At 58.9% G+C, this 19958-nt stretch carries 22 protein-coding genes; 15 read left to right on the top strand and 7 right to left on the bottom strand.

Features of this window, described 5'->3' with window-relative positions:
- Positions 1-539 precede the first annotated feature (539 nt).
- Positions 540-1760 (bottom strand): CaiB/BaiF CoA transferase family protein, encoded by a 1221-nt coding sequence (locus AC0ZWN_RS21430; RefSeq protein ID WP_476336429.1) that lies wholly within the window; start codon positions 1758-1760, stop codon positions 540-542.
- 13 nt (positions 1761-1773) lie between these two features.
- Complete coding sequence (locus AC0ZWN_RS21425) at positions 1774-2955, bottom strand: acyl-CoA dehydrogenase (protein ID WP_007953903.1); 1182 nt, start codon at positions 2953-2955, stop codon at positions 1774-1776.
- Between the two features lie 157 nt (positions 2956-3112).
- Here AC0ZWN_RS21425 and AC0ZWN_RS21420 point away from each other — a divergent pair, with 157 nt between their 5' ends.
- The 11 genes from AC0ZWN_RS21420 (at position 3113) to AC0ZWN_RS21370 (ending at position 13250) form a co-directional block, all read left to right on the top strand.
- Complete coding sequence (locus AC0ZWN_RS21420) at positions 3113-4012, top strand: LysR family transcriptional regulator (protein ID WP_476336427.1); 900 nt, start codon at positions 3113-3115, stop codon at positions 4010-4012.
- 434 nt (positions 4013-4446) lie between these two features.
- On the top strand, positions 4447-5568 hold the full coding sequence (locus tag AC0ZWN_RS21415) for a Re/Si-specific NAD(P)(+) transhydrogenase subunit alpha (RefSeq protein ID WP_007911649.1): 1122 nt from the start codon (positions 4447-4449) through the stop codon (positions 5566-5568).
- Positions 5569-5583: 15 nt separating this feature from the next.
- Complete coding sequence (locus AC0ZWN_RS21410) at positions 5584-5904, top strand: NAD(P) transhydrogenase subunit alpha part 2 (protein WP_110718265.1); 321 nt, start codon at positions 5584-5586, stop codon at positions 5902-5904.
- Entirely contained in the window at positions 5904-7337 is a 1434-nt protein-coding gene (locus tag AC0ZWN_RS21405) for an NAD(P)(+) transhydrogenase (Re/Si-specific) subunit beta (protein ID WP_093429468.1), read from the top strand. The genes AC0ZWN_RS21410 and AC0ZWN_RS21405 overlap by 1 nt, the downstream gene beginning before the upstream one ends.
- Positions 7338-7551: 214 nt before the next feature.
- Positions 7552-9045, top strand: coding sequence for an acetyl-CoA hydrolase/transferase family protein (locus AC0ZWN_RS21400; RefSeq protein WP_476336426.1), 1494 nt, complete (start codon positions 7552-7554; stop codon positions 9043-9045).
- A 321-nt stretch (positions 9046-9366) separates the two neighbouring features.
- Entirely contained in the window at positions 9367-9582 is a 216-nt protein-coding gene (locus AC0ZWN_RS21395; protein ID WP_007911656.1) for a DUF1127 domain-containing protein, read from the top strand.
- A 258-nt stretch (positions 9583-9840) separates the two neighbouring features.
- Positions 9841-10050 (top strand): DUF1127 domain-containing protein, encoded by a 210-nt coding sequence (locus AC0ZWN_RS21390; protein ID WP_093429470.1) that lies wholly within the window; start codon positions 9841-9843, stop codon positions 10048-10050.
- Positions 10051-10185: 135 nt separating this feature from the next.
- The gene (locus tag AC0ZWN_RS21385) at positions 10186-10503 is read left to right on the top strand and encodes a DUF2388 domain-containing protein (protein ID WP_476336425.1); all 318 of its coding nucleotides are present in this window, start codon (positions 10186-10188) and stop codon (positions 10501-10503) included.
- A gap of 107 nt (positions 10504-10610) precedes the next feature.
- Entirely contained in the window at positions 10611-10928 is a 318-nt protein-coding gene (locus tag AC0ZWN_RS21380) for a DUF2388 domain-containing protein (RefSeq protein WP_093429472.1), read from the top strand.
- A 43-nt stretch (positions 10929-10971) separates the two neighbouring features.
- The gene (locus AC0ZWN_RS21375) at positions 10972-11292 is read left to right on the top strand and encodes a DUF2388 domain-containing protein (protein WP_476336423.1); all 321 of its coding nucleotides are present in this window, start codon (positions 10972-10974) and stop codon (positions 11290-11292) included.
- Entirely contained in the window at positions 11289-13250 is a 1962-nt protein-coding gene (locus AC0ZWN_RS21370; RefSeq protein ID WP_476336422.1) for a DUF7844 domain-containing protein, read from the top strand. Before AC0ZWN_RS21375 ends, AC0ZWN_RS21370 begins: the two co-directional genes overlap by 4 nt.
- Before the next feature lie 47 nt (positions 13251-13297).
- Here the strand turns inward: AC0ZWN_RS21370 and AC0ZWN_RS21365 are convergent, their stop codons facing one another.
- The 3 genes from AC0ZWN_RS21365 to trpB form a co-directional block, all read right to left on the bottom strand.
- Positions 13298-13753, bottom strand: coding sequence for an anti-virulence regulator CigR family protein (locus AC0ZWN_RS21365; protein WP_476336421.1), 456 nt, complete (start codon positions 13751-13753; stop codon positions 13298-13300).
- A gap of 122 nt (positions 13754-13875) precedes the next feature.
- The gene (gene trpA, locus AC0ZWN_RS21360; RefSeq protein WP_476336420.1) at positions 13876-14688 is read right to left on the bottom strand and encodes a tryptophan synthase subunit alpha; all 813 of its coding nucleotides are present in this window, start codon (positions 14686-14688) and stop codon (positions 13876-13878) included.
- Positions 14688-15920 carry a tryptophan synthase subunit beta gene (gene trpB, locus AC0ZWN_RS21355; protein ID WP_186620386.1) on the bottom strand — a complete coding sequence of 411 codons (1233 nt, stop codon included), beginning with the start codon at positions 15918-15920 and terminating at the stop codon, positions 14688-14690. The genes trpA and trpB overlap by 1 nt, the downstream gene beginning before the upstream one ends.
- Positions 15921-16034: 114 nt before the next feature.
- Between trpB and AC0ZWN_RS21350 the strand changes: the two genes are divergently transcribed.
- A complete protein-coding gene (locus AC0ZWN_RS21350; protein ID WP_186620384.1) occupies positions 16035-16952 on the top strand; it encodes a LysR family transcriptional regulator in 918 nt (305 codons plus the stop codon).
- Here AC0ZWN_RS21350 and AC0ZWN_RS21345 read toward each other — a convergent pair.
- Entirely contained in the window at positions 16925-17251 is a 327-nt protein-coding gene (locus AC0ZWN_RS21345) for an ElaB/YgaM/YqjD family protein (protein WP_007911686.1), read from the bottom strand. The genes AC0ZWN_RS21350 and AC0ZWN_RS21345 overlap by 28 nt on opposite strands.
- Before the next feature lie 157 nt (positions 17252-17408).
- Between AC0ZWN_RS21345 and AC0ZWN_RS21340 the strand changes: the two genes are divergently transcribed.
- Together AC0ZWN_RS21340 and AC0ZWN_RS21335 are read left to right on the top strand one after the other, a co-directional pair.
- The gene (locus AC0ZWN_RS21340; protein WP_003220389.1) at positions 17409-17624 is read left to right on the top strand and encodes a dodecin; all 216 of its coding nucleotides are present in this window, start codon (positions 17409-17411) and stop codon (positions 17622-17624) included.
- A 128-nt stretch (positions 17625-17752) separates the two neighbouring features.
- On the top strand, positions 17753-17977 hold the full coding sequence (locus tag AC0ZWN_RS21335) for a DUF1161 domain-containing protein (protein WP_007911690.1): 225 nt from the start codon (positions 17753-17755) through the stop codon (positions 17975-17977).
- A 270-nt stretch (positions 17978-18247) separates the two neighbouring features.
- On the opposite strand, the gene AC0ZWN_RS21330 is transcribed toward AC0ZWN_RS21335, so the two are convergent.
- A complete protein-coding gene (locus AC0ZWN_RS21330; RefSeq protein ID WP_034152274.1) occupies positions 18248-19249 on the bottom strand; it encodes an LLM class flavin-dependent oxidoreductase in 1002 nt (333 codons plus the stop codon).
- A gap of 242 nt (positions 19250-19491) precedes the next feature.
- On the opposite strand from AC0ZWN_RS21330, the gene AC0ZWN_RS21325 reads away from it, so the two are divergent.
- On the top strand, positions 19492-19923 hold the full coding sequence (locus AC0ZWN_RS21325) for an OsmC family protein (protein ID WP_476336419.1): 432 nt from the start codon (positions 19492-19494) through the stop codon (positions 19921-19923).
- The last annotated feature ends 35 nt before the right edge of the window (positions 19924-19958 follow it).

Raw genomic sequence — 19958 nt, 5'->3', positions numbered from 1 at the left:
TTGGTTACATCTTTGATTTCTCGCGGAGTAACTTGTGATGCTGATAATCTTGTTGACTATCAGTCTGACTCCACAAGCACCCACACGAATTGCTTGATTCAGTTGTTAAAGAGCGGTTGGTTAAGATCTTTCGTCTCAACCGAGGCGCGCATTCTACAGCAGCCTCATTTGCTGTCAAGTGATTATTTTCAGAAGTTTTCGAAGATTTCTTCAACAACTTCAACCACTTGCGCCTCCGATCTCTCGTCAGCGGGAGGCGAATTCTACAGCGTTACACGCTGCTGTCAACACCTCTTTTTCAACTTCCTTCTGGCTTCGATGGACTGAAGCAACCTGCCGCCGAAACCTACATAACTCATTGAATCTCAAGGAGTTTTCCGTTTCGACTGCGCCGGAAGTGGGGCGAATTATAGACATCCTGAATCTGCCGTCAACCGTTAATTTCACTTTTCTTTCAATCACTTGCAGATTGGTTAAAAAACAGTCAACCGCTTCTCTATATAGGAAGCAAACGCCGCGCTTCTATATAGAAGGAATATCTATAGCACTCCAGCGGCTTTCAAATCAGCCACCGCACCCGCCCCCATCCCAAGCACCCGCTGCAAAACATCCAGCGTATGCTCCCCCAACAAGGGAGGCGCCCGACGATACTCAACCGGCGTCTGCGACAAACGAATGGGGCTGGCTACCTGAGGCACCATACCCGCCAACCCATGCGGCATCTCTATCGCCAAACCACGCGCCTTGACCTGAGGGTCCTCAAACACTTGCGACAAATCATTGATTGGCCCGCACGGCACGCCCGCCTGCTCCAGCTGAGCAACCCACTCGGCAGTCGTCTTGAACACGGTTGCCTGACGAATCAAAGGAATCAGCTCCGCGCGATTCGCCACCCGCAACTTATTGGTCGCGAAACGCGGATCATCCGCCCACTGCGGCTGCCCCGCCACTTCGGCAAACTTGCGGAACTGCCCGTCATTACCCACGGTGAGGATGAAATCACCATCGGCCGTAGGAAAATCCTGATAAGGCACGATGTTCGGATGCGCATTGCCCAAGCGCTTCGGTGCGTTGCCCGTTGTCAGGTAGTTCATCGCCTGGTTAGCCAGACACGCCACCTGGACATCCAGCAATGCCATGTCGATGTGCTGCCCGCCACCGTCGTGATCGCGATGAGCCAGCGCAGCCAGAATGGCTACCGTCGAATACAGACCGGTGAGGATATCCGTCAGCGCTACACCAACTTTCACCGGACCGGCACCCTCATCACCCTCAGGACGCCCGGTCAGGCTCATCAGCCCACCCAGCCCCTGAATCATGAAGTCATAGCCGGCGCGCTTGGCATACGGCCCGGTCTGGCCGAATCCGGTAATCGAGCAATAGATCAGGTCCGGATTGATCGCTTTCAGCGATTCGTAGTCCAGCCCATACGCCGCCAGACCACCGACCTTGAAATTCTCAATGAGGATGTCCGACTTCGCCGCTAGCTCGCGCACCAGCTTCTGACCTTCGGGCCGCGTGAAGTCGATGGTCACCGATTGCTTGTTGCGGTTGGCCGACAGGTAATAAGCCGCCTCCGACGTATTCTCGCCATAAGCGTCTTTAAGGAAGGGCGGCCCCCAGGCGCGCGTATCATCACCATTGCCCGGGCGCTCGACCTTGATCACTTCGGCGCCAAGGTCGGCGAGGATCTGCCCGGCCCACGGTCCGGCCAATACTCGCGATAAATCCAGTACCCGCAGATGCGACAGCGCGCCCATGGTCGCTCTCCTGTTAATAGAACGCCTGCAGACCGGTTTGCGCACGCCCGAGGATCAGCGCGTGAACGTCATGAGTACCTTCATAGGTATTCACCACTTCCAGGTTGACCAGATGACGGGCCACGCCGAATTCGTCAGAGATGCCGTTACCACCCAACATGTCGCGCGCCATACGGGCAATGTCCAGCGACTTGCCGCAGGAGTTACGCTTCATGATCGAAGTGATTTCGACCGCAGCAGTGCCTTCATCTTTCATACGCCCCAACCGCAGGCAGCCTTGCAGGGCCAAGGTGATTTCGGTCTGCATGTCTGCCAGTTTTTTCTGGATCAACTGAGTGGCAGCCAATGGGCGACCAAACTGCTGGCGATCGAGGGTGTACTGACGAGCGGTGTGCCAGCAGAACTCGGCAGCGCCCAGTGCGCCCCAAGAAATGCCGTAACGCGCCGAGTTGAGGCAGGTGAACGGACCTTTCAGGCCACGCACGTCCGGGAAGATGTTCTCTTCCGGCACAAACACGTTATCCATAACGATTTCACCAGTGATCGACGCACGCAGGCCGACCTTGCCGTGAATCGCCGGAGCACTAAGGCCTTTCCAGCCTTTTTCCAGGACGAAGCCACGAATGTCACCGGCATCGTCTTTGGCCCAGACCACGAACACATCGGCGATCGGGCTGTTGGTGATCCACATTTTCGCGCCGGTCAGGCTGTAGCCGCCGTCGACCTTACGTGCACGAGTGATCATCGCGCCCGGGTCGGAGCCGTGGTTGGGTTCGGTCAGACCGAAGCAGCCGATCCATTCGCCGGAAGCCAGCTTCGGCAGGTACTTCTGCTTTTGCGCTTCAGTACCGAATTCGTTGATCGGCACCATCACCAGCGACGACTGCACGCTCATCATCGAGCGGTAGCCTGAGTCGACACGCTCGACTTCACGGGCAATCAGACCGTAGCTGACATAGTTCAGGCCGCTGCCGCCGTACTGCTCAGGGATGGTCGCGCCCAACAGACCGACTTCGCCCATCTCGCGGAAGATCGCCGGGTCGGTTTTCTCATGACGGAAGGCTTCAAGAACACGCGGCGCGAGGCTCTGTTGAGCAAACTGCTCGGCGGTGTCGCGGATCATGCGCTCTTCTTCAGTGAGCTGTTGATCCAGCAGCAGGGGATCAATCCAGTTGAAGCTAGCTTTACCGCCCATGAGTCTGTCCTCGCAAATCGGTGAATTAACGTGGCATTGATCCTAGGCGCGGTTCGCCGTCGCGGCAAACGAGGATTTCGCATTCTGTTGTGCTAATTTCTCACTCCGAAACGTCGCGGAATGCCTTTTATGCGGCGCATTAGTGAGGTTGACGTACATGCGCAGGAAGATCCCCAGCACCACCGCCCTGATCAGTTTCGAAGCTGCCGCGCGCCACGAGAGCTTTACCCGCGCTGCCGAAGAACTTTCCCTGACTCAAGGCGCCATTTGCCGACAAATAGCCAGCCTTGAGGAGTTCCTCAGTGTGGAACTATTCCGACGCTCGCGGCGCGGGGTGAAGCTGACCGAGGCGGGGCTTTCCTACAGCCGCCGAGTCGCGACGCAACTAGATGCAGTCGAACGCGACACGCTGTCCGTGATGGGCCAGCAAGGCACCAACGTAATCGAACTGGCGGTGGTGCCGACCTTCGGCACGCAATGGCTGCTGCCACGTCTGAAAGATTTCCAGCTCAAGCATCCGGAAGTCACGGTCAACCTGACCAACCGCACCCGGCCCTTTCTGTTTGCCGATACCGAATTCGATGCGGCGATCTACTTCGGTGATGCCGATTGGTCCGGTACCGAATCCCACAGGCTGATGGGCGAGAATCCGATGCCGGTGTGCAGCCCCGTCCTACTCGGCAACAAGAAGCTTCTGACAGCCGCAGCCATCGCCGAACTGCCGCTGCTGCAGCAGACCACCCGACCTTACGCCTGGCGCCAGTGGTTCAACTCGCAACAGCTGAATATCCCTCGCGACATGACAGGCCCGCGCTACGAGCTATTCTCCATGCTCGCCCAAGCGGCCATGCACGACATGGGGATCGCGCTGATTCCACCGTTCCTGATTCAGCGTGAGCTGGCCGAGAAACGCCTGGTGATTGCAAACCCGCAGGCGCTTTCCAGCATCAAGGCCTACTACCTGATGATTCCTGAGCGAAAGGTCGAATCAGCTTCATTAAAGGCATTTCGTGACTGGCTGGTAACTCAGGCACAGAGCTACAACCTAGAAGGGTAAAGGCTTACAACGTTACCTAACCCCGTAGTCAGGAAAACAAAAGCCCTACAGATATAAGTATTTGTCGCAATTCAACAGACTGTATCCGAAAGTCGTACAGACGTCCCACAAGCGGCTGAAGACGTGGCCTTGAGCCTTCATCAGCGACGCATTAGTGCCTATTCACGTCACCGATGAGAAATTTTTCCATATTCGGCCAGAATCCTTACAAGGCACGGCCTGCAAGGGATTCGGCTGGCCATCTGCGACATTCGGTCACGGGATGACTTGTAGTTAATTTTCCGTCACCCGTCATAATCCCTTGAAGGGCATAAAGTTCGCCTGCAAAATGCCGCGCCCCGCCCTGATTTGGCGGGATCGTGCTGATCGGCCGCCCCAGTCGCACCATCCGTAGTGCATGGGTTTACTCAATAAGATCACGCAGGAGATTTGACGTGCACATTGGTGTTCCTCTCGAAACCCAGACCGGTGAAACTCGGGTTGCTGCAACCCCGGAAACCATTAAAAAGCTGATCAGCCAAGGTCATAAGGTCACTGTGCAAACCGGCGCCGGCGTTAAAGCCAGCGTTGTCGACAGTGCCTATGAAGCGGCAGGCGCAACCATTGGCAGTGCCAATGACGCGTTTGGCGCCGAGCTGATTCTCAAAGTGGTCGCGCCAAGCGATGCCGAACTGACGCTGATCAAGCGCGGTACGGTGTTGGTCGGCATGCTCAATCCGTTCAACAACGAAACCATCGCAAAGATGGCCGAGTGCGGCATTACCGCGTTCGCCCTCGAAGCGGCGCCGCGCACCTCGCGCGCGCAGAGTCTCGATGTGTTGTCGTCGCAGGCGAACATTGCCGGCTATAAGGCTGTGTTGCTGGCCGCTCACCACTATCCGCGCTTCATGCCGATGCTGATGACCGCTGCGGGCACCGTGAAAGCGGCGCGCGTGCTGATTCTCGGCGCCGGTGTGGCCGGGTTGCAGGCGATTGCTACGGCGAAACGTCTGGGTGCGGTGATCGAAGCGTCCGACGTGCGTCCGGCGGTAAAAGAGCAGATCGAATCCCTCGGCGCGAAGTTCGTCGACGTGCCTTACGAGACCGATGAAGAGCGTGAATGCGCCGTTGGTGTCGGCGGTTACGCGCGGCCAATGCCGGCGAGCTGGATGCAGCGTCAGGCGCAGGCCGTGCACGAACGCGCCAAGCAAGCTGACATCGTCATTACCACCGCGCTGATTCCGGGCCGCAAGGCGCCGACGCTGTTGAGCGCGGAAACCGTGGCGCAGATGAAACCGGGTTCGGTGGTCATCGATCTCGCAGCGGCTCAGGGCGGCAACTGCCCGCTGACCGTGGCCGATCAGGTCGTGGTCGAAAATGGCGTGACCATTTGCGGCCCGACCAATCTGGCCGGTGAAGTCGCTGCAGACGCCTCGGCACTGTATGCGCGCAACCTGCTGGACTTCCTCAAGCTGGTGTTCACCAAAGAAGGCCAGTTCGACGTCAACCTCGAAGACGACATCGTCGCCGCGTGCCTGATGTGCCGCGACGGCCAAGTCATCCGCAAAAACGCCTAAGCAGGGATTCAGACGATGGAAGAGCTTATCTCCCCCGGTATCTACAACCTGATCATCTTCGTGCTGGCGATTTATGTCGGTTACCACGTGGTCTGGAACGTTACACCTGCGCTGCACACACCTTTGATGGCGGTAACCAACGCCATCTCGGCGATCGTGATCGTCGGCGCCATGCTTGCCGCTGCGCTGACCGTCACGCCGCTGGGCAAAACCATGGGCACCCTCGCCGTGGCACTGGCTGCGGTCAACGTGTTCGGTGGCTTCCTGGTGACCCGCCGCATGCTTGAGATGTTCAAGAAGAAAGCCCCGAAAATAAAAGAAGAGGCGCCGAAGTAATGAGCATGAATCTCGTCACGACGCTCTACCTGATCGCGTCGATCTGCTTTATCCAGGCCCTCAAAGGCTTGTCGCACCCGACTACCTCGCGGCGCGGCAACCTGTTCGGCATGCTCGGCATGGCGTTGGCCATCCTGACCACCGTCGGCCTTATCTATAAGTTGGGTGCTGAGCTGGCCACGGCTGGCATCGGTTACGTGATCGTTGGCCTGCTGGTCGGCGGCACCGCCGGTTCGATCATGGCCAAGCGCGTTGAAATGACCAAGATGCCGGAACTGGTCGCCTTCATGCACAGCATGATCGGCCTCGCGGCAGTGTTCATTGCCATCGCCGCTGTGGTGGAGCCGCAATCGCTGGGCATCGTCAAGCAACTGGGCGACTCGATTCCGGCGGGCAACCGTCTGGAGCTGTTCCTCGGCGCTGCGATCGGTGCGATCACCTTCTCCGGTTCGGTGATTGCGTTCGGCAAGCTGTCGGGCAAATACAAGTTCCGTCTGTTCCAGGGCGCCCCGGTACAGTTCGTTGGTCAGCACAAGCTGAACGCCGTGCTGGGCCTGGCGACGCTGGCACTGGGCCTGACCTTCATGTTCACCGGCAACCTCACCGCGTTCGCGCTGATGTTGGCGCTGGCGTTCGTGATGGGCGTGCTGATCATCATCCCGATTGGCGGCGCCGACATGCCGGTCGTGGTGTCGATGCTCAACAGCTACTCGGGCTGGGCGGCGGCGGGTATCGGCTTCTCGCTGAACAACTCGATGCTGATCATTGCCGGTTCGCTGGTGGGTTCGAGCGGCGCGATCCTGTCGTACATCATGTGCAAGGCGATGAACCGTTCCTTCTTTAATGTACTGCTCGGCGGTTTCGGCAACACGGCCGACGCAGGCCCTGCCGGTGCGAAAGAAGCACGTCCGGTGAAATCCGGTTCGGCTGACGACGCGACCTTCCTGCTGACCAACGCCGACACCGTGATCATTGTCCCTGGCTACGGTCTGGCAGTGGCACGTGCGCAACATGCGCTGAAAGAGCTGACCGAGAAGCTGACCCACCGTGGCGTGACCGTGAAGTACGCGATCCACCCCGTGGCGGGCCGTATGCCGGGGCACATGAACGTTCTGCTCGCCGAGGCCGAAGTGCCTTACGACCAGGTGTTCGAGATGGAGGACATCAACTCCGAGTTCGGTCAGGCCGATGTGGTGCTGGTGCTCGGCGCGAACGACGTGGTTAACCCGGCCGCAAAGAACGATCCGAAATCGCCGATTGCCGGCATGCCGATTCTCGAAGCGTTCAAAGCCAAGACCATCATCGTCAACAAGCGCTCGATGGCCAGCGGCTATGCCGGTCTGGACAACGAATTGTTCTACCTGGACAAAACCATGATGGTGTTCGGCGACGCGAAGAAAGTCATCGAAGACATGGTCAAAGCGGTCGAGTAATTCCCCGCTGCAATACCGAACGCCCCGACTTGTCGGGGCGTTTTTGTTTGCGCAAACAGTCGGACAATTTGCCGCGTTGTTGCAGATCCAGTAACGGTGTTTTACTTCAAACCCGCTAAATAGACGCCTCGTTTGCGACCTTGGTAGCGGGACAGGCGCTCGTCAAATTCACTAGACTGCGCATCCTGCTACTCGCTTCCCGAGATAATAATCCATGTACCGTGACCGTATTCGCCTGCCTTCGTTGTTGGATAAAGTGATGAGCGCCGCCGACGCAGCCGCTTTGATTGAGGACGGCATGACCGTCGGCATGAGCGGATTTACTCGTGCTGGCGAAGCCAAAGCCGTCCCTCATGCACTGGCCGAGCGCGCCAAGGTCACGCCGCTGAAGATCAGCCTGATGACCGGCGCCAGCCTGGGCAACGACCTCGACAAGCAACTGACCGAAGCCGGCGTGCTGTCGCGGCGGATGCCGTTCCAGGTCGACAGCACCTTGCGCAAGGCAATCAATGCCGGCCAGGTAATGTTCATTGATCAGCACCTGTCGGAAACCGTCGAGCAGCTACGCAACCAGCAACTGAAGCTGCCGGACATCGCGGTCATCGAAGCTGTGGCCATCACCGAGCAAGGCCACATCGTGCCGACCACCTCGGTGGGCAACTCGGCGAGCTTCGCAATTTTCGCCAAACAGGTGATTGTCGAGATCAACCTGGCGCACAACGCCAACCTCGAAGGCCTGCATGACATCTATATCCCGACCTATCGCCCGACGCGCACGCCGATCCCGCTGGTAAAAGTCGACGACCGCATCGGCAGCACGGCGATTCCGATTCCGCCGGAGAAGATTGTCGCCATCGTGATCACCCAGCAGGCGGATTCTCCGTCTACCGTGTCGTCGCCGGACGTCGACACCAACGCCATTGCCGATCACCTGATCACCTTCTTCAAGCAGGAAGTCGACGCCGGGCGCATGACCAACAAGCTCGGCCCGTTGCAGGCGGGGATCGGCAACATTGCCAACGCGGTGATGTGCGGTCTGATCGATTCGCCGTTTGAAGACCTGACCATGTACTCCGAAGTGCTGCAGGATTCGACCTTCGATCTGATCGACGCCGGCAAGCTGAGCTTTGCGTCGGGCAGCTCGATCACCCTGTCGGAACGCCGCAACAGCGACGTGTTCGGCAATCTGGAGAAGTACAAGGACAAACTGGTGCTGCGTCCGCAGGAAATCTCCAACCACCCGGAAGTGGTGCGCCGCCTAGGCATCATCGGGATCAACACGGCGCTGGAGTTCGACATCTACGGCAACGTCAACTCCACCCACATTTGCGGCACGCGGATGATGAACGGCATCGGCGGTTCCGGCGACTTCGCGCGTAACGCGCATCTGGCGGTGTTCGTGACCAAGTCGATCGCCAAGGGCGGCGCGATTTCCAGCGTGGTGCCGATGGTCAGCCACGTTGACCACACCGAGCACGATGTCGACATTCTGGTGACCGAAGTGGGTCTGGCCGATTTACGCGGCCTGGCGCCGCGGGAACGTGCACGTGTGATCATCGATAACTGTGTGCACCCGGACTTCCGTCAAGCGCTGGATGATTACTTCACGAAGGCCTGTGCAATCGGTGGCCATACCCCACACATTCTGCGTGAAGCGTTGAGCTGGCATATGAACCTGGAAGAGACCGGGCGCATGCTTGCGTTGTAATTCACACAGATAAACCGTTGGCGCAAACACAGTTTGCGTCAGCGGATTGTTGCAATCTTCAAAGCTGACAAAAACTGTACTGCTGTACTGGTCTTTTCCTACAGCTTTTGCCTACCTTTTTCCTCGATTCGAGCAAAAACGCACCACTTAAGTGCGGACAGGTACAGTTTGCTCGTTTTTGACCCGTACACCCCCTATAAACAGTTAACTGGTCACTCACAATACAGTTGAACTGTATCTAGAGAGACTTGGCAAACGAGAGGATCATGGGCACCAGTCAAACCACTACCTGATCCCGCCACAAGCGGAAGGATGTCAACCATGGAACGTACACTCAGTTCCGAACTGTTCTTCGAAGACAAAGCTGTAAACACCCAGGCTTCCCTGCCTCTGCGCGTTATCGCCAACCTGATGTTGTGGCAGCGCCGCATCTCCAGCCGCCATCAACTGGCTCGCCTGGATTCGCGTTTGCTGGCTGACGCCGGTATCAGCGAAGCACAACGCTACGAAGAGCTGAGCAAGCCGTTCTGGCGCTAAGTAGCGTCGCTGGCTCTGGTCGTTAGACCCACCGCCAGCAACCCGAATTGAACAAACGAAACCCGTCGTGGGAAACCACGACGGGTTTCGTCGTTTTGGGGGGGTTTAAATCCCTATACAGCTAGCTTTATCACTGACAGGTACAGTTTATTAGAATCACTACCTGAACCAGTACAATTTGCCTCTTCTGTATCTGCCTCTTCCTCTGTCACAGGCTCAACATGACCTTCCGCCTTCACCGGTAATAAGGAATACGTCATGAATGACTTACAGGATGTTTCAAGAAACTTCAGCCATTCCTACCCTCGCCCAAATGCTCTGCGTCGCCTGATTCGCGGGCTTCTGGACAGCCTGGAGCGCGCCAGAACAAGGCGCCTGCTCTCTCAACTCGACGGTCGGGATCTCGCCGATCTTGGCCTCAGCCATGCCGATCGACTGAGTGAACTGGATAAACCGTTCTGGCGCTAGCATTTTGCCCACTGTGCGAACCTCGCAAAGCAGGCCTAATATCCACGCAGAACGTGGCGAATGCTGTGTCACTGGCGTCTGACTCCTCAGATCCCGAGCCACCTCTCAATACGGTTTATCCATAGGAGTTACACCATGTCCCGTCTTCGTCTGCTCAGCGCTGCCGCCCTGTTGGCCGTGGCTGCCAACGCCAGCGCCACCAGTTTCATCGTCACCACCGACGCCGTTGTCGGTGCACTGAAGTCCTCGTCCGACGCGACTTCCGACGTCACCTCCTCCTTCCGTGACGACAAGATCGTGCTCGCCGCCCGTGACGATGCCGCCAGCTTCGTCGCCAGCGAAGGTCAAATCCGTGGGGTGAAACTGGAAAGCGCGCTGGATCACATCCGTCACCAGGCGCCACAGCTGCAAGCCACTGACGCACAACTGGCTCAAGCTATTCTGACGATCTAAACGATCGCAGCCATGCGGGACACGCCAGGCGTGTCCCGATGTTTCGGCGCTGGCTCTGGCCCGGGCATTGCGCTAGCCTTTGGGCTCACCAAAAATTACCGAGTCCGATGCGCTTTCTTCCAAATCTACTGATTCCCTCCGTATTGTTCACCGCCTGCTGGGCGACGTCGGTCGATGCCTTTGATGCTTTCAATGCGTCGACGCAAGGCACCGTCGTCAGTGGTTACGCCACCAGCATGGTGTCTTCCGCACCGTTCGACCGTAAACTGCTGCTCGCGGCCCACGATGATGCCGCAGCTTTTGTTGCCAGTGACGGTGAATGGCGAGGTGCTCGACTGGAATCCGCGCTGCATTACCTGCGCAAAACCCGGCCGAAACTTCATGTCAGCGACCTTGAACTGGCAGAGGCAATTCTCGTCCAATAGTTATCCTGTACCCCTGTTATCCTTGCCCTTCCGGAGTCGTTCCATGCGTAGCCCGCTGATTGCTGCCGCCCTTGGCCTGTTTTTGTTGGCCGACTTGGCCCAGGCGCACACCCTGGTAGCCACCAGTAACATCATCGTTCGTGCCTCCCAGCGCACTATCGATTTCACTTCCGACACCACCACGTCGATCCGCGATTCGAAAATCATCCGCGAAGCACACGATGATGCCGCCAGTTTCGTCGCCACTAACGGTGATATCCGTGGCGCGCATCTGGAAGCCGCGCTCAACACCCTGCGCACCCGTGTGCCGGAAGCGCGCGACGCCAGCGATCAGGTTCTCGCCGAAGCCATCCTCGCACTGTGAAGTCAGTCGGCACCTGGCTGCTGGTCGGGGCGTTGTTGCTGCTTGGCAACAACGCCCACGCCGGCCTGCAATTGCGGCTCAAGACCGACGGTCTGAGCCCTGCCCAACAACAGGCCAGCCAGGCGCTGATCGATGAGGCGATGCAAAAGCTGCCGCCGAGCTTTATCGAGCGGCTGGATCGGCGCATCGATGTCGGCTGGACCGACGACATGCCGAGCAACGCCTATGGCCAAGCCACGCTGGTCGCCGAACTCGACCTGAATCGCAAACTGCTCGCCAGCCTGACTGACGGCAGCGCCGCCAAAGAAAAAACCAATCGCCCCCACGGCACTGTGCGTCAGGAACTGCTCGCCACGGTGCTGCATGAAATTACCCACATTTATGATCGCGCGCGCCTGTGGCCGACTGCCGAGCGCACGCTAATCCAGCGCTGCACCCGCCGCTTCAACAGCGCCGGGCTGATCGGCATTCCCGATGAGTGTCGCGGCCAGAACGGCCGGCGTTTCACCCTCAGTGATGACCCGCGCCTGCTCGATCTCGCCGGTTGGCAGCAATACGTCGGTCGTCGGGGTGAGCGTGAACAGCACAACCGCCAGATCGCCCGCAGCCCGGACCTGTACGAAATCTCCAGCCCGAAGGAGTTTGTCGCGGTCAACATGGAGTATTTCCTCCTCGACCCAAGCTATGCCTGCCGTCGCCCGGCGCTGTATCGCTATTACCAGGAGCACTTCGGCTGGGCACCGCCGGCCAAGGACACCTGCAGCAAGACCTTCTCCTTTTTGAATGCCGGTAACGACTTCGCCAAGCAACCCTTGGGGCAAGTTGATCCGGAACGGGTTTACGCCGTCGATTACCTGTTGGCCGAAGCCAATCAGAACTGGGTCAGCCGCTGGGGCCACAGCATGTTGCGTCTGGTGATTTGCGCGCCGGGCCGCCCGCGTGGGCCGGATTGCCGGCTCGATCTGGACCAGCATCTGGTGTTGTCCTACCGCGCCTTTGTCGGTGATGTACAGCTGTCGAGCTGGGACGGACTGGTCGGCAAATACCCGTCGCGCCTGTTCGTGCTGCCGCTCGCGCAGGTCATCGACGAATACACCAAGACCGAACTGCGCAGCCTTGCTTCCGTGCCGCTGAACCTGTCACGGGACGAGATCGAAGGCGTGGTCGAACACGCCGCCGAAATGCACTGGAGCTACGACGGCAACTACTTCTTCCTCTCCAACAACTGCGCGGTAGAAGGCCTGAAGCTGTTGCGCAGCGGCAGTAACAACAACCAGTTCGTGGGTCTGGACAGCATCATGCCCAACGGTTTGCTGGAAGTGATGAAGGGCCGTGGTCTGGCGGACACCAGTGTGCTGGATGATCCGAAAGAAGCCCTACGCCTGGGTTACCGCTTCGACTCGTTCCGCGATCGCTATCAGGCGATGTTCGATGTGCTGAAGAAGCAATTGCCGATCAAGCAGAATACCGTTGAGGAATGGCTTTCACTGACAGCCGGAGAACGCCGCGAGTGGTTCGAACGCGCCGACTTGCGTACCAGCGCCGCGCTGCTGTTGCTGGAGCAAGCCAGCTATCGCCGCCAATTGCTGCTGGCGCAGGATGAGGTGAAGCAGCGTTACCTCGGCGCGCGGGAACTGGAAAACGGCGGGATGGATAAAGCCAACGCGACCTTGCAGGAAATTCTCGCCAACAGCGGGTTCCTCAGTCGTCCGGCGGAATTGCTCGATTCCAAGGGTTACGGACTGCCCCAGCCGACCGAGTTCAGTCGACTCGAAGCAGAGAGCAGTCAACGGCAGAAGAAGTTGCTCGCGCTGTCGGGTGATCTCGACGCCGAAGTGCGCAAGTTGCTGGAGCCCAAGCGGGCTGCGGAAATTGCGGCCAGTGAGGAGAACGTGAAGCAGATCGGCGCGCATCTGCGCAAACTGCACAAGGCCTCCGGCGGACTGGAGCTGCCCTGAAAAAAAGACCGCAGCCAATGGCTGCGGTCTTTTTTATTGCCTGCAGATCAATACAAAACGCCATCGAGAATTTCGTAGACGATACCGGTGCCCACCGCGATCAGCACGATATCACCCCCCGCCCGGCGCCATTCGTAACCCGGGTACACCGGCAGACGACCTAACGCCCGATTATCCAGACGCTCGCCGTAATACCCGTGCGGCAACGGCCGGCCACGCTCCAGATGAATCCCCGGAGGCGGCGGTGCGCCGCGCACGAAGTAGCCATGATTGTCACGAATGGTCTGGCGCACCGGGCCGAAGTCGTGCGGCGGCGGGCCGCCACGGTGATCGTTCTGCGGGCCACGGTGATCATCACCGCGATTGTCGCCACGGTTATCGTAATGGCCCTGCTGCGGGCCGCCGTGGTCGTGATCATCGCGCGGGTCGGCACTGGCCAGCAGCGGCGTCGCGCTGATCATCAGCACGCCCAGTCCGGCCATCAGACGTTTCGGCATTTTCATCGGGTCTTTCCTCACGGCACAAACAGCAAAAAGGGATTCAGAACCTGGTTCTGAATCCCTCGGTCTTGCTGGATTAGTCTGTGCCGCGAGGCGCTAATTCCTCTGTATCAGTAACTTTACCTTCAGCTGACGCGGGCCTTACGCACGCCTTCGGAGAGAGCCGAGCACAGGCTCAGCACGCCGTCGATGGCCTGGTCGGGTGTGGTCGCGTTGGCGATGTGATCGATCAATGCCGAACCCACCACCACACCGTCGGCCAGACGCGCGATGGACGCCGCTTGCTCCGGCGTGCGGATGCCGAAACCGATGCTGATCGGCAGATCGGTATGACGACGCAGACGGGTCACCGCCTCTTCAACGTGTTCCAGCGTTGCGGCGCCAGCACCGGTCACACCGGCGACCGACACGTAGTAAACGAAACCGGAACTGCCGTTGAGCACCTTCGGCAGACGCGCGTCGTCAGTGGTCGGCGTGGTCAGGCGGATGAAATCCAGACCCGCAGCCTGCGCCGGGTCGCACAGCTCGGCGTTGTGCTCAGGCGGCATGTCGACCACGATCAGGCCATCGACGCCGGCCTCTTTCGCATCGGCGATGAAGCGCTCAACGCCGTACATGTGGATCGGGTTGAAGTAGCCCATCAGCACCAGCGGCGTGTCACTGTTGCCTTCGCGGAACTCGCGAACCATTTGCAGGGTTTTCAGCAGATTCTGCTTGGCACCCAGGGCACGGATGTTCGCCAGTTGAATTGCCGGGCCGTCGGCCATCGGGTCGGTGAACGGCATGCCCAGCTCGATCACGTCGGCGCCAGCACCCGGCAAGCCTTTGAGGATCGCCAGCGAGGTGTCGTAGTCCGGGTCACCGGCGGTGACGAAGGTCACCAGCGCAGCACGGTTCTGTTCTTTGAGATCGGCAAAACGGGTTTGCAGGCGGCTCATCAGTGTTTCTCCTGCTTAGACTGTTCCATATGGTGCATGACGGTCTGCATGTCTTTGTCACCACGGCCGGAAAGGTTGACCACCATCAGGTGATCCTTCGGCAAGTTCGGTGCGCGCTTGAACACTTCAGCCAAGGCGTGGGCGCTTTCCAGGGCAGGAATGATCCCCTCCAGGCGGCAGCATTTGTGGAACGCATCCAGCGCTTCGTCGTCAGTCACCGAGGTGTATTGAACGCGGCCGATGTCATGCAACCAGGCGTGTTCAGGGCCGATGCCTGGGTAATCGAGGCCAGCGGATATCGAGTGAGCGTCGATGATCTGGCCATCGTCGTCCTGCAGCAGGAAGGTACGGTTGCCGTGCAGCACACCCGGAACACCGCCATTCAAGCTCGCCGCATGCTTGCCGGTTTCAATGCCGTAACCGGCGGCTTCAACACCGATGATTTCAACGCTCTTGTCGTCGAGGAACGGGTGGAACAGGCCCATGGCGTTAGACCCGCCACCGATGCACGCCACCAGGCTGTCCGGCAGGCGACCTTCCTGAGCCTGCAACTGGTCGCGGGTTTCCTTGCCAATGACGGCCTGGAAGTCGCGAACCATCGCTGGGTATGGATGTGGGCCGGCCACGGTGCCGATCAGGTAGAACGTGTTGTCGACGTTGGTCACCCAGTCACGCAGGGCTTCGTTCATCGCGTCTTTAAGGGTGCCGGTGCCAGCCACGACCGGAATTACTTCAGCGCCCAACAGCTTCATGCGGAAGACGTTGGCCTGCTGACGTTCGATGTCAGTGGTGCCCATGTAGATCACGCAGTCCAGACCGAAACGTGCGGCGACGGTGGCCGTGGCCACTCCGTGCATGCCGGCGCCGGTCTCGGCGATGATGCGTTTCTTGCCCATGCGCCGCGCCAGCAGGATCTGGCCGATGCAGTTGTTGATCTTGTGCGCGCCGGTGTGGTTCAGCTCTTCGCGCTTGAGATAAATCTTCGCGCCGCCGCAGAACTCGGTCAGGCGTTCGGCGAAATACAGCGGGCTAGGACGTCCGACGTAGTCGCGCTGGAAGTAGGCCAACTCTTCTTTGAACGCCGGATCTTCCTTGGCCGCTTCGTATTCACGAGCCAGATCGAGGATCAGCGGCATCAGGGTTTCCGCCACGTAGCGGCCACCGAACGAACCGAACAGGCCGTTGGCGTCAGGGCCGTTACGCAGATCAGAGGTGTTCGAAGTCTGGGTCATGAGTCGCTCCAGGTGAATTCGGGTCAAAAGACAATGACGACCACTCTACCCCTGACCTTCTACGCTGAAAACCGATAAGATCGCCACAACCTGTCAGGAAAACTCACAGATACCATGAGCCAAGACCTTCCCCCGCTGAACGCCTTGCGTGCGTTCGAAGCCACCGCCCGGCTGAACAGCGTCAGTCAGGCTGCCGAACAGCTGCACGTCACCCATGGCGCGGTCAGTCGTCAGCTCAAGGTGCTGGAAGAGCACCTTGGCGTCAGTCTGTTCGTCAAAGATGGGCGCGGCTTGAAACTCACAGATGCCGGCATGCGGTTACGCGATGCAAGTGGCGAGGCGTTTGACCGCTTGCGCAGTGTTTGCGCTGAATTGACGCAAAGCACGGCGGATGCGCCGTTTGTACTCGGCTGCTCTGGAAGCCTGCTGGCGCGCTGGTTTATTCCGCGCCTGGGGCGATTGAATGCCGATCTGCCGGATTTGCGGCTGCACCTGTCGGCGGGCGAAGGCGATCTCGATCCACGGCGCCCGGGGCTGGATGCTTTGCTGCTGTTCGCCGAGCCGCCATGGCCGGCAGACATGCAGGTTTACGAACTAGCCGCAGAACGCATCGGCCCGGTCATGAGTCCGCTGTTCAGTGGTTATCAACGTCTGCAAACCGCGCCAGCCTCGGCACTGCTAAACGAACCGTTGCTGCACACAACTTCACGCCCACAAGCTTGGCCAAGCTGGGCACAGCAAAGCGACCTCGACGCAAAAGCGTTGAAGCTCGGGCAAGGTTTTGAGCATTTGTATTATTTGCTGGAAGCAGCGGTCGCTGGTCTCGGCGTAGCCATCGCGCCGGAGCCGCTGGTGACGGAAGATTTGAAGGCCGGTCGCCTGGTTGCGCCATGGGGCTTTTGTGAAACCCCGGCGCAACTGGCGTTGTGGCTACCCAAGCGCGCCGCAGACGGGCGCGCCCGGCAACTGGCGCAATGGCTCAAGAACGAGCTGCGCCAGACGGATCACTCGCCGCGCTTGAACAGCAAGTAAGCCGCCAGCAGACCGATCGCACCGACGGCCACACCGGCCGTCGTCCATGGATGTTCCTGAGCGTAATCACGGGTGGCGATCCCGGTTTCGCGGGTTTTAACCTTGACTTCTTCATAGGCATCGCTGAGCAGATGGCGCGAGTGCTTCAGCGCACTTTCGGCATTGCTTTTCAGCGCCTTGAGGGTCTTGCGCGACTCGTCCGAAGCGTCGTCCTTCAAGCTTTCCAACGATTTGAGCAGACTCTCGATCTCGGCTTCCATGCTTTGCAACGAGGCTTTACGTAAAGAGGTGTTGGCCATGGTGGCTCTCCTGCATTGGTGATGAGTGGCGTGTGTTGGTTGGGACTTCAGCGGTTTGAGAAAGTGCAGAAAATCTGAACTTCGCCTGCGCGGTGCCGCCGAAATCAACAGTGCAGATTCACTGCTAGTCTCAATTCCACACGCCAAGGAGATCGTTATGAGTGACCATCACACGTACAAGAAAGTCGAGCTGGTCGGTTCGTCCACCAGCAGCATCGAAGACGCCATCAACAACGCGCTGGCCGAAGCCAACAAGAGCATCAAGCATCTTGAGTGGTTTGAAGTGGTCGACACCCGTGGCCACATCAAGGACGGCAAGGCGGCGCACTTTCAGGTGACGCTGAAAGTCGGCTTCCGCATTGCCAGTAGCTGAGTTTGGTCTAGTCTTCTGAACTTGCGCGCTGGCCGAGTGCCATAGGAATGGCAAAGCGCTACAGGGTGTAGTGCATCGGGTAAACGCTCGATGCCCGCCTCTTTTAATCCGACCAGGGAGTGCGACCGATGAAGAAGTTCATGTTGGCAGTAGGTTTGTTGAGCCTTGCGGGTGGTGCGTTTGCTGCCGGCAAGCCATGTGAAGAGCTGAAAAGCGAGATTGCGGCGAAGCTGGATGCCAAGGGCGTTTCCGGGTATTCGCTGGAGATTGTCGATAAGGGCGCAGCGGCTGGCGGCGACGTCGTGGGCACCTGCGAAGGTGGCACCAAGGAAATCGTCTACAAGCGCGGTTGATCGTGACTGAAATGCAAAAAGCCGACGTGAAGGCGTCGGCTTTTTTGTGTCTGAAAGATTTGTGGTGTGTTTGAGATTGATCCCCCTCACCCCAGCCCTCTCCCCCAGGGGGCGAGGGGGAAAGGGAGCAGATCGGGGGTTGTATCAGAACCTGAGTACGACTCGGTATTTCAGGTCGATGTATCTCGAACATTCAACCCGGTCAGTCCTCTCTCCCTCCGGGCGGTCCGACGTTTCGGGAGGGCTAGGGTGAGGGTGCCTTTCGGCTTTTCAGCCCTTCATGACCTGCGCCAACAACTCGTACGAATGCACACGATCAGCGTGTTCATACAAATCACTGGTGAAAATCAGCTCATCCGCCTGAGTCTGCTCAACCAGCACCTCAAGCTTGGCGCGAATCTTCTGCGGGCTGCCGACCATCGCCAGACCGAGGAAATCCCCCACCGCCTCACGCTCATGCGGAAGCCACAAGCCATCCATGGTTTTCACCGGCGGACGCTGCACCAGGCTCTGCCCGCGCATCAACGCGAGAATGCGCTGGTACACCGACGTCGCCAGGTAATCGGCTTGTTCATCGGTATCCGCCGCCACCAGCGGCACACCCAGCATCACGTACGGCTTGTCGAGCACCGCCGAAGGCTTGAAGTGATTGCGATAAACGCGGATCGCCTCGTGCATGAAGCGCGGGGCGAAATGCGAGGCGAAGGCGTAAGGCAAGCCGCGTTCACCAGCCAATTGCGCACTGAACAGGCTGGAACCGAGCAGCCAGATCGGCACATTGGTGCCGGTGCCCGGCATCGCGATCACGCGCTGATCCGGCGTGCGCGGGCCGAGGTAGCGCACCAGTTCGGCGACGTCTTCGGGGAAATCATCGGCGCTGCCGGAGCGTTCACGGCGCAACGCCCGAGCAGTCATCTGATCGGAGCCGGGCGCGCGGCCCAGGCCGAGATCGATCCGTCCCGGATAGAGGCTTTCGAGGGTGCCGAACTGCTCGGCGATCACCAGCGGCGCATGGTTGGGCAGCATCACGCCGCCGGAGCCAACGCGGATGGTCGACGTCCCGCCCGCCAGATAACCCAGCAGCACCGACGTTGCCGAACTGGCAATGCCGTCCATGTTGTGGTGTTCGGCCACCCAGAACCGCGTGTAGCCGAATTTCTCGACGTGCTGCGCCAGATCCAGCGAGTTGCGCAGCGATTGCGCCGGGCTGCCGTTTTCGCGCACTGGTACCAGATCGAGGGTGGAAAATTTTACGTCGGACAGTTGCTTCATAAACCTGCGTCTCCGAGTGAGGAGGCAGGTTCTTCTTGCAAACGAAAACCTGCCGAATCCATAAGCGTGTTTTGTGCAATGAGGGCATATACCCGAGTTTCAATAGCAGTGATGAAATTTCCTACTAAAAAAGTCAACGATTCAGCCGGGCTGAACTTTGCTGCGGCGTCTATCCTCAGAAGCCTTGCAAGCAAAAACCACGACGACGCGGCGTTTCCGCGTCAGATCTTGAGGAGGCAGACATGGCTATCGTGAAGAAAGCATCCGCACATTGGGCAGGCGATCTGACAACCGGCATCGGCTCGATCTCCACTGAAACCGGTGTCCTCAGAGAAGCGCCCTACGGTTTCAAGGCGCGCTTTGAGGGCGGCAAAGGTACCAACCCGGAGGAGCTGATCGGCGCGGCGCATGCCGGCTGCTTCTCCATGGCGTTTTCGATGATTCTGGGCGATGCGGGCCTGAAGGCCGACAGCATTGATACCCAGGCTGAAGTGACTCTCGATCAGGTGGATGGCGGGTTCGCGATCACCGCGGTGAAGCTGATCCTCAAGGCGAAAATCCCTGGGGCGACGCAGGCGCAGTTTGAAGAGCTGAGCAACAAGGCCAAGGAAGGATGCCCGGTGTCGAAAGTGCTAAATGCGAAGATTACGCTTGAGGCTTCGCTGATTTCTTAAGCTTCGAAACAGGCGCTGGCTTTGCCGACGCCTTC

The sequence above is a fragment of the Pseudomonas sp. 3B-A001-10F genome (assembly GCF_056313565.1).
The sequence above is the reverse complement of the archived record's forward strand: the minus strand, read 5'-3'. Positions and strand labels throughout refer to the sequence as shown.

Excerpts from the sequence above, each read along its gene's own strand:
- AC0ZWN_RS21350 (WP_186620384.1), top strand. The coding sequence starts at position 16,035 with ATGAGCCAAGACCTTCCCCCGCTGAACGCCTTGCGTGCGTTCGAAGCC.
- AC0ZWN_RS21405 (WP_093429468.1), top strand. The coding sequence starts at position 5,904 with ATGAGCATGAATCTCGTCACGACGCTCTACCTGATCGCGTCGATCTGC.
- AC0ZWN_RS21340 (WP_003220389.1), top strand. The coding sequence starts at position 17,409 with ATGAGTGACCATCACACGTACAAGAAAGTCGAGCTGGTCGGTTCGTCC.
- trpB (WP_186620386.1), bottom strand. The coding sequence starts at position 15,920 with ATGACCCAGACTTCGAACACCTCTGATCTGCGTAACGGCCCTGACGCC.
- AC0ZWN_RS21425 (WP_007953903.1), bottom strand. The coding sequence starts at position 2,955 with ATGGGCGGTAAAGCTAGCTTCAACTGGATTGATCCCCTGCTGCTGGAT.
- AC0ZWN_RS21400 (WP_476336426.1), top strand. The coding sequence starts at position 7,552 with ATGTACCGTGACCGTATTCGCCTGCCTTCGTTGTTGGATAAAGTGATG.
- AC0ZWN_RS21390 (WP_093429470.1), top strand. The coding sequence starts at position 9,841 with ATGAATGACTTACAGGATGTTTCAAGAAACTTCAGCCATTCCTACCCT.
- AC0ZWN_RS21410 (WP_110718265.1), top strand. The coding sequence starts at position 5,584 with ATGGAAGAGCTTATCTCCCCCGGTATCTACAACCTGATCATCTTCGTG.
- AC0ZWN_RS21380 (WP_093429472.1), top strand. The coding sequence starts at position 10,611 with ATGCGCTTTCTTCCAAATCTACTGATTCCCTCCGTATTGTTCACCGCC.
- AC0ZWN_RS21430 (WP_476336429.1), bottom strand. The coding sequence starts at position 1,760 with ATGGGCGCGCTGTCGCATCTGCGGGTACTGGATTTATCGCGAGTATTG.
- AC0ZWN_RS21395 (WP_007911656.1), top strand. The coding sequence starts at position 9,367 with ATGGAACGTACACTCAGTTCCGAACTGTTCTTCGAAGACAAAGCTGTA.
- AC0ZWN_RS21325 (WP_476336419.1), top strand. The coding sequence starts at position 19,492 with ATGGCTATCGTGAAGAAAGCATCCGCACATTGGGCAGGCGATCTGACA.
- AC0ZWN_RS21375 (WP_476336423.1), top strand. The coding sequence starts at position 10,972 with ATGCGTAGCCCGCTGATTGCTGCCGCCCTTGGCCTGTTTTTGTTGGCC.
- AC0ZWN_RS21385 (WP_476336425.1), top strand. The coding sequence starts at position 10,186 with ATGTCCCGTCTTCGTCTGCTCAGCGCTGCCGCCCTGTTGGCCGTGGCT.
- AC0ZWN_RS21335 (WP_007911690.1), top strand. The coding sequence starts at position 17,753 with ATGAAGAAGTTCATGTTGGCAGTAGGTTTGTTGAGCCTTGCGGGTGGT.
- trpA (WP_476336420.1), bottom strand. The coding sequence starts at position 14,688 with ATGAGCCGCCTGCAAACCCGTTTTGCCGATCTCAAAGAACAGAACCGT.
- AC0ZWN_RS21420 (WP_476336427.1), top strand. The coding sequence starts at position 3,113 with ATGCGCAGGAAGATCCCCAGCACCACCGCCCTGATCAGTTTCGAAGCT.
- AC0ZWN_RS21365 (WP_476336421.1), bottom strand. The coding sequence starts at position 13,753 with ATGAAAATGCCGAAACGTCTGATGGCCGGACTGGGCGTGCTGATGATC.
- AC0ZWN_RS21345 (WP_007911686.1), bottom strand. The coding sequence starts at position 17,251 with ATGGCCAACACCTCTTTACGTAAAGCCTCGTTGCAAAGCATGGAAGCC.
- AC0ZWN_RS21330 (WP_034152274.1), bottom strand. The coding sequence starts at position 19,249 with ATGAAGCAACTGTCCGACGTAAAATTTTCCACCCTCGATCTGGTACCA.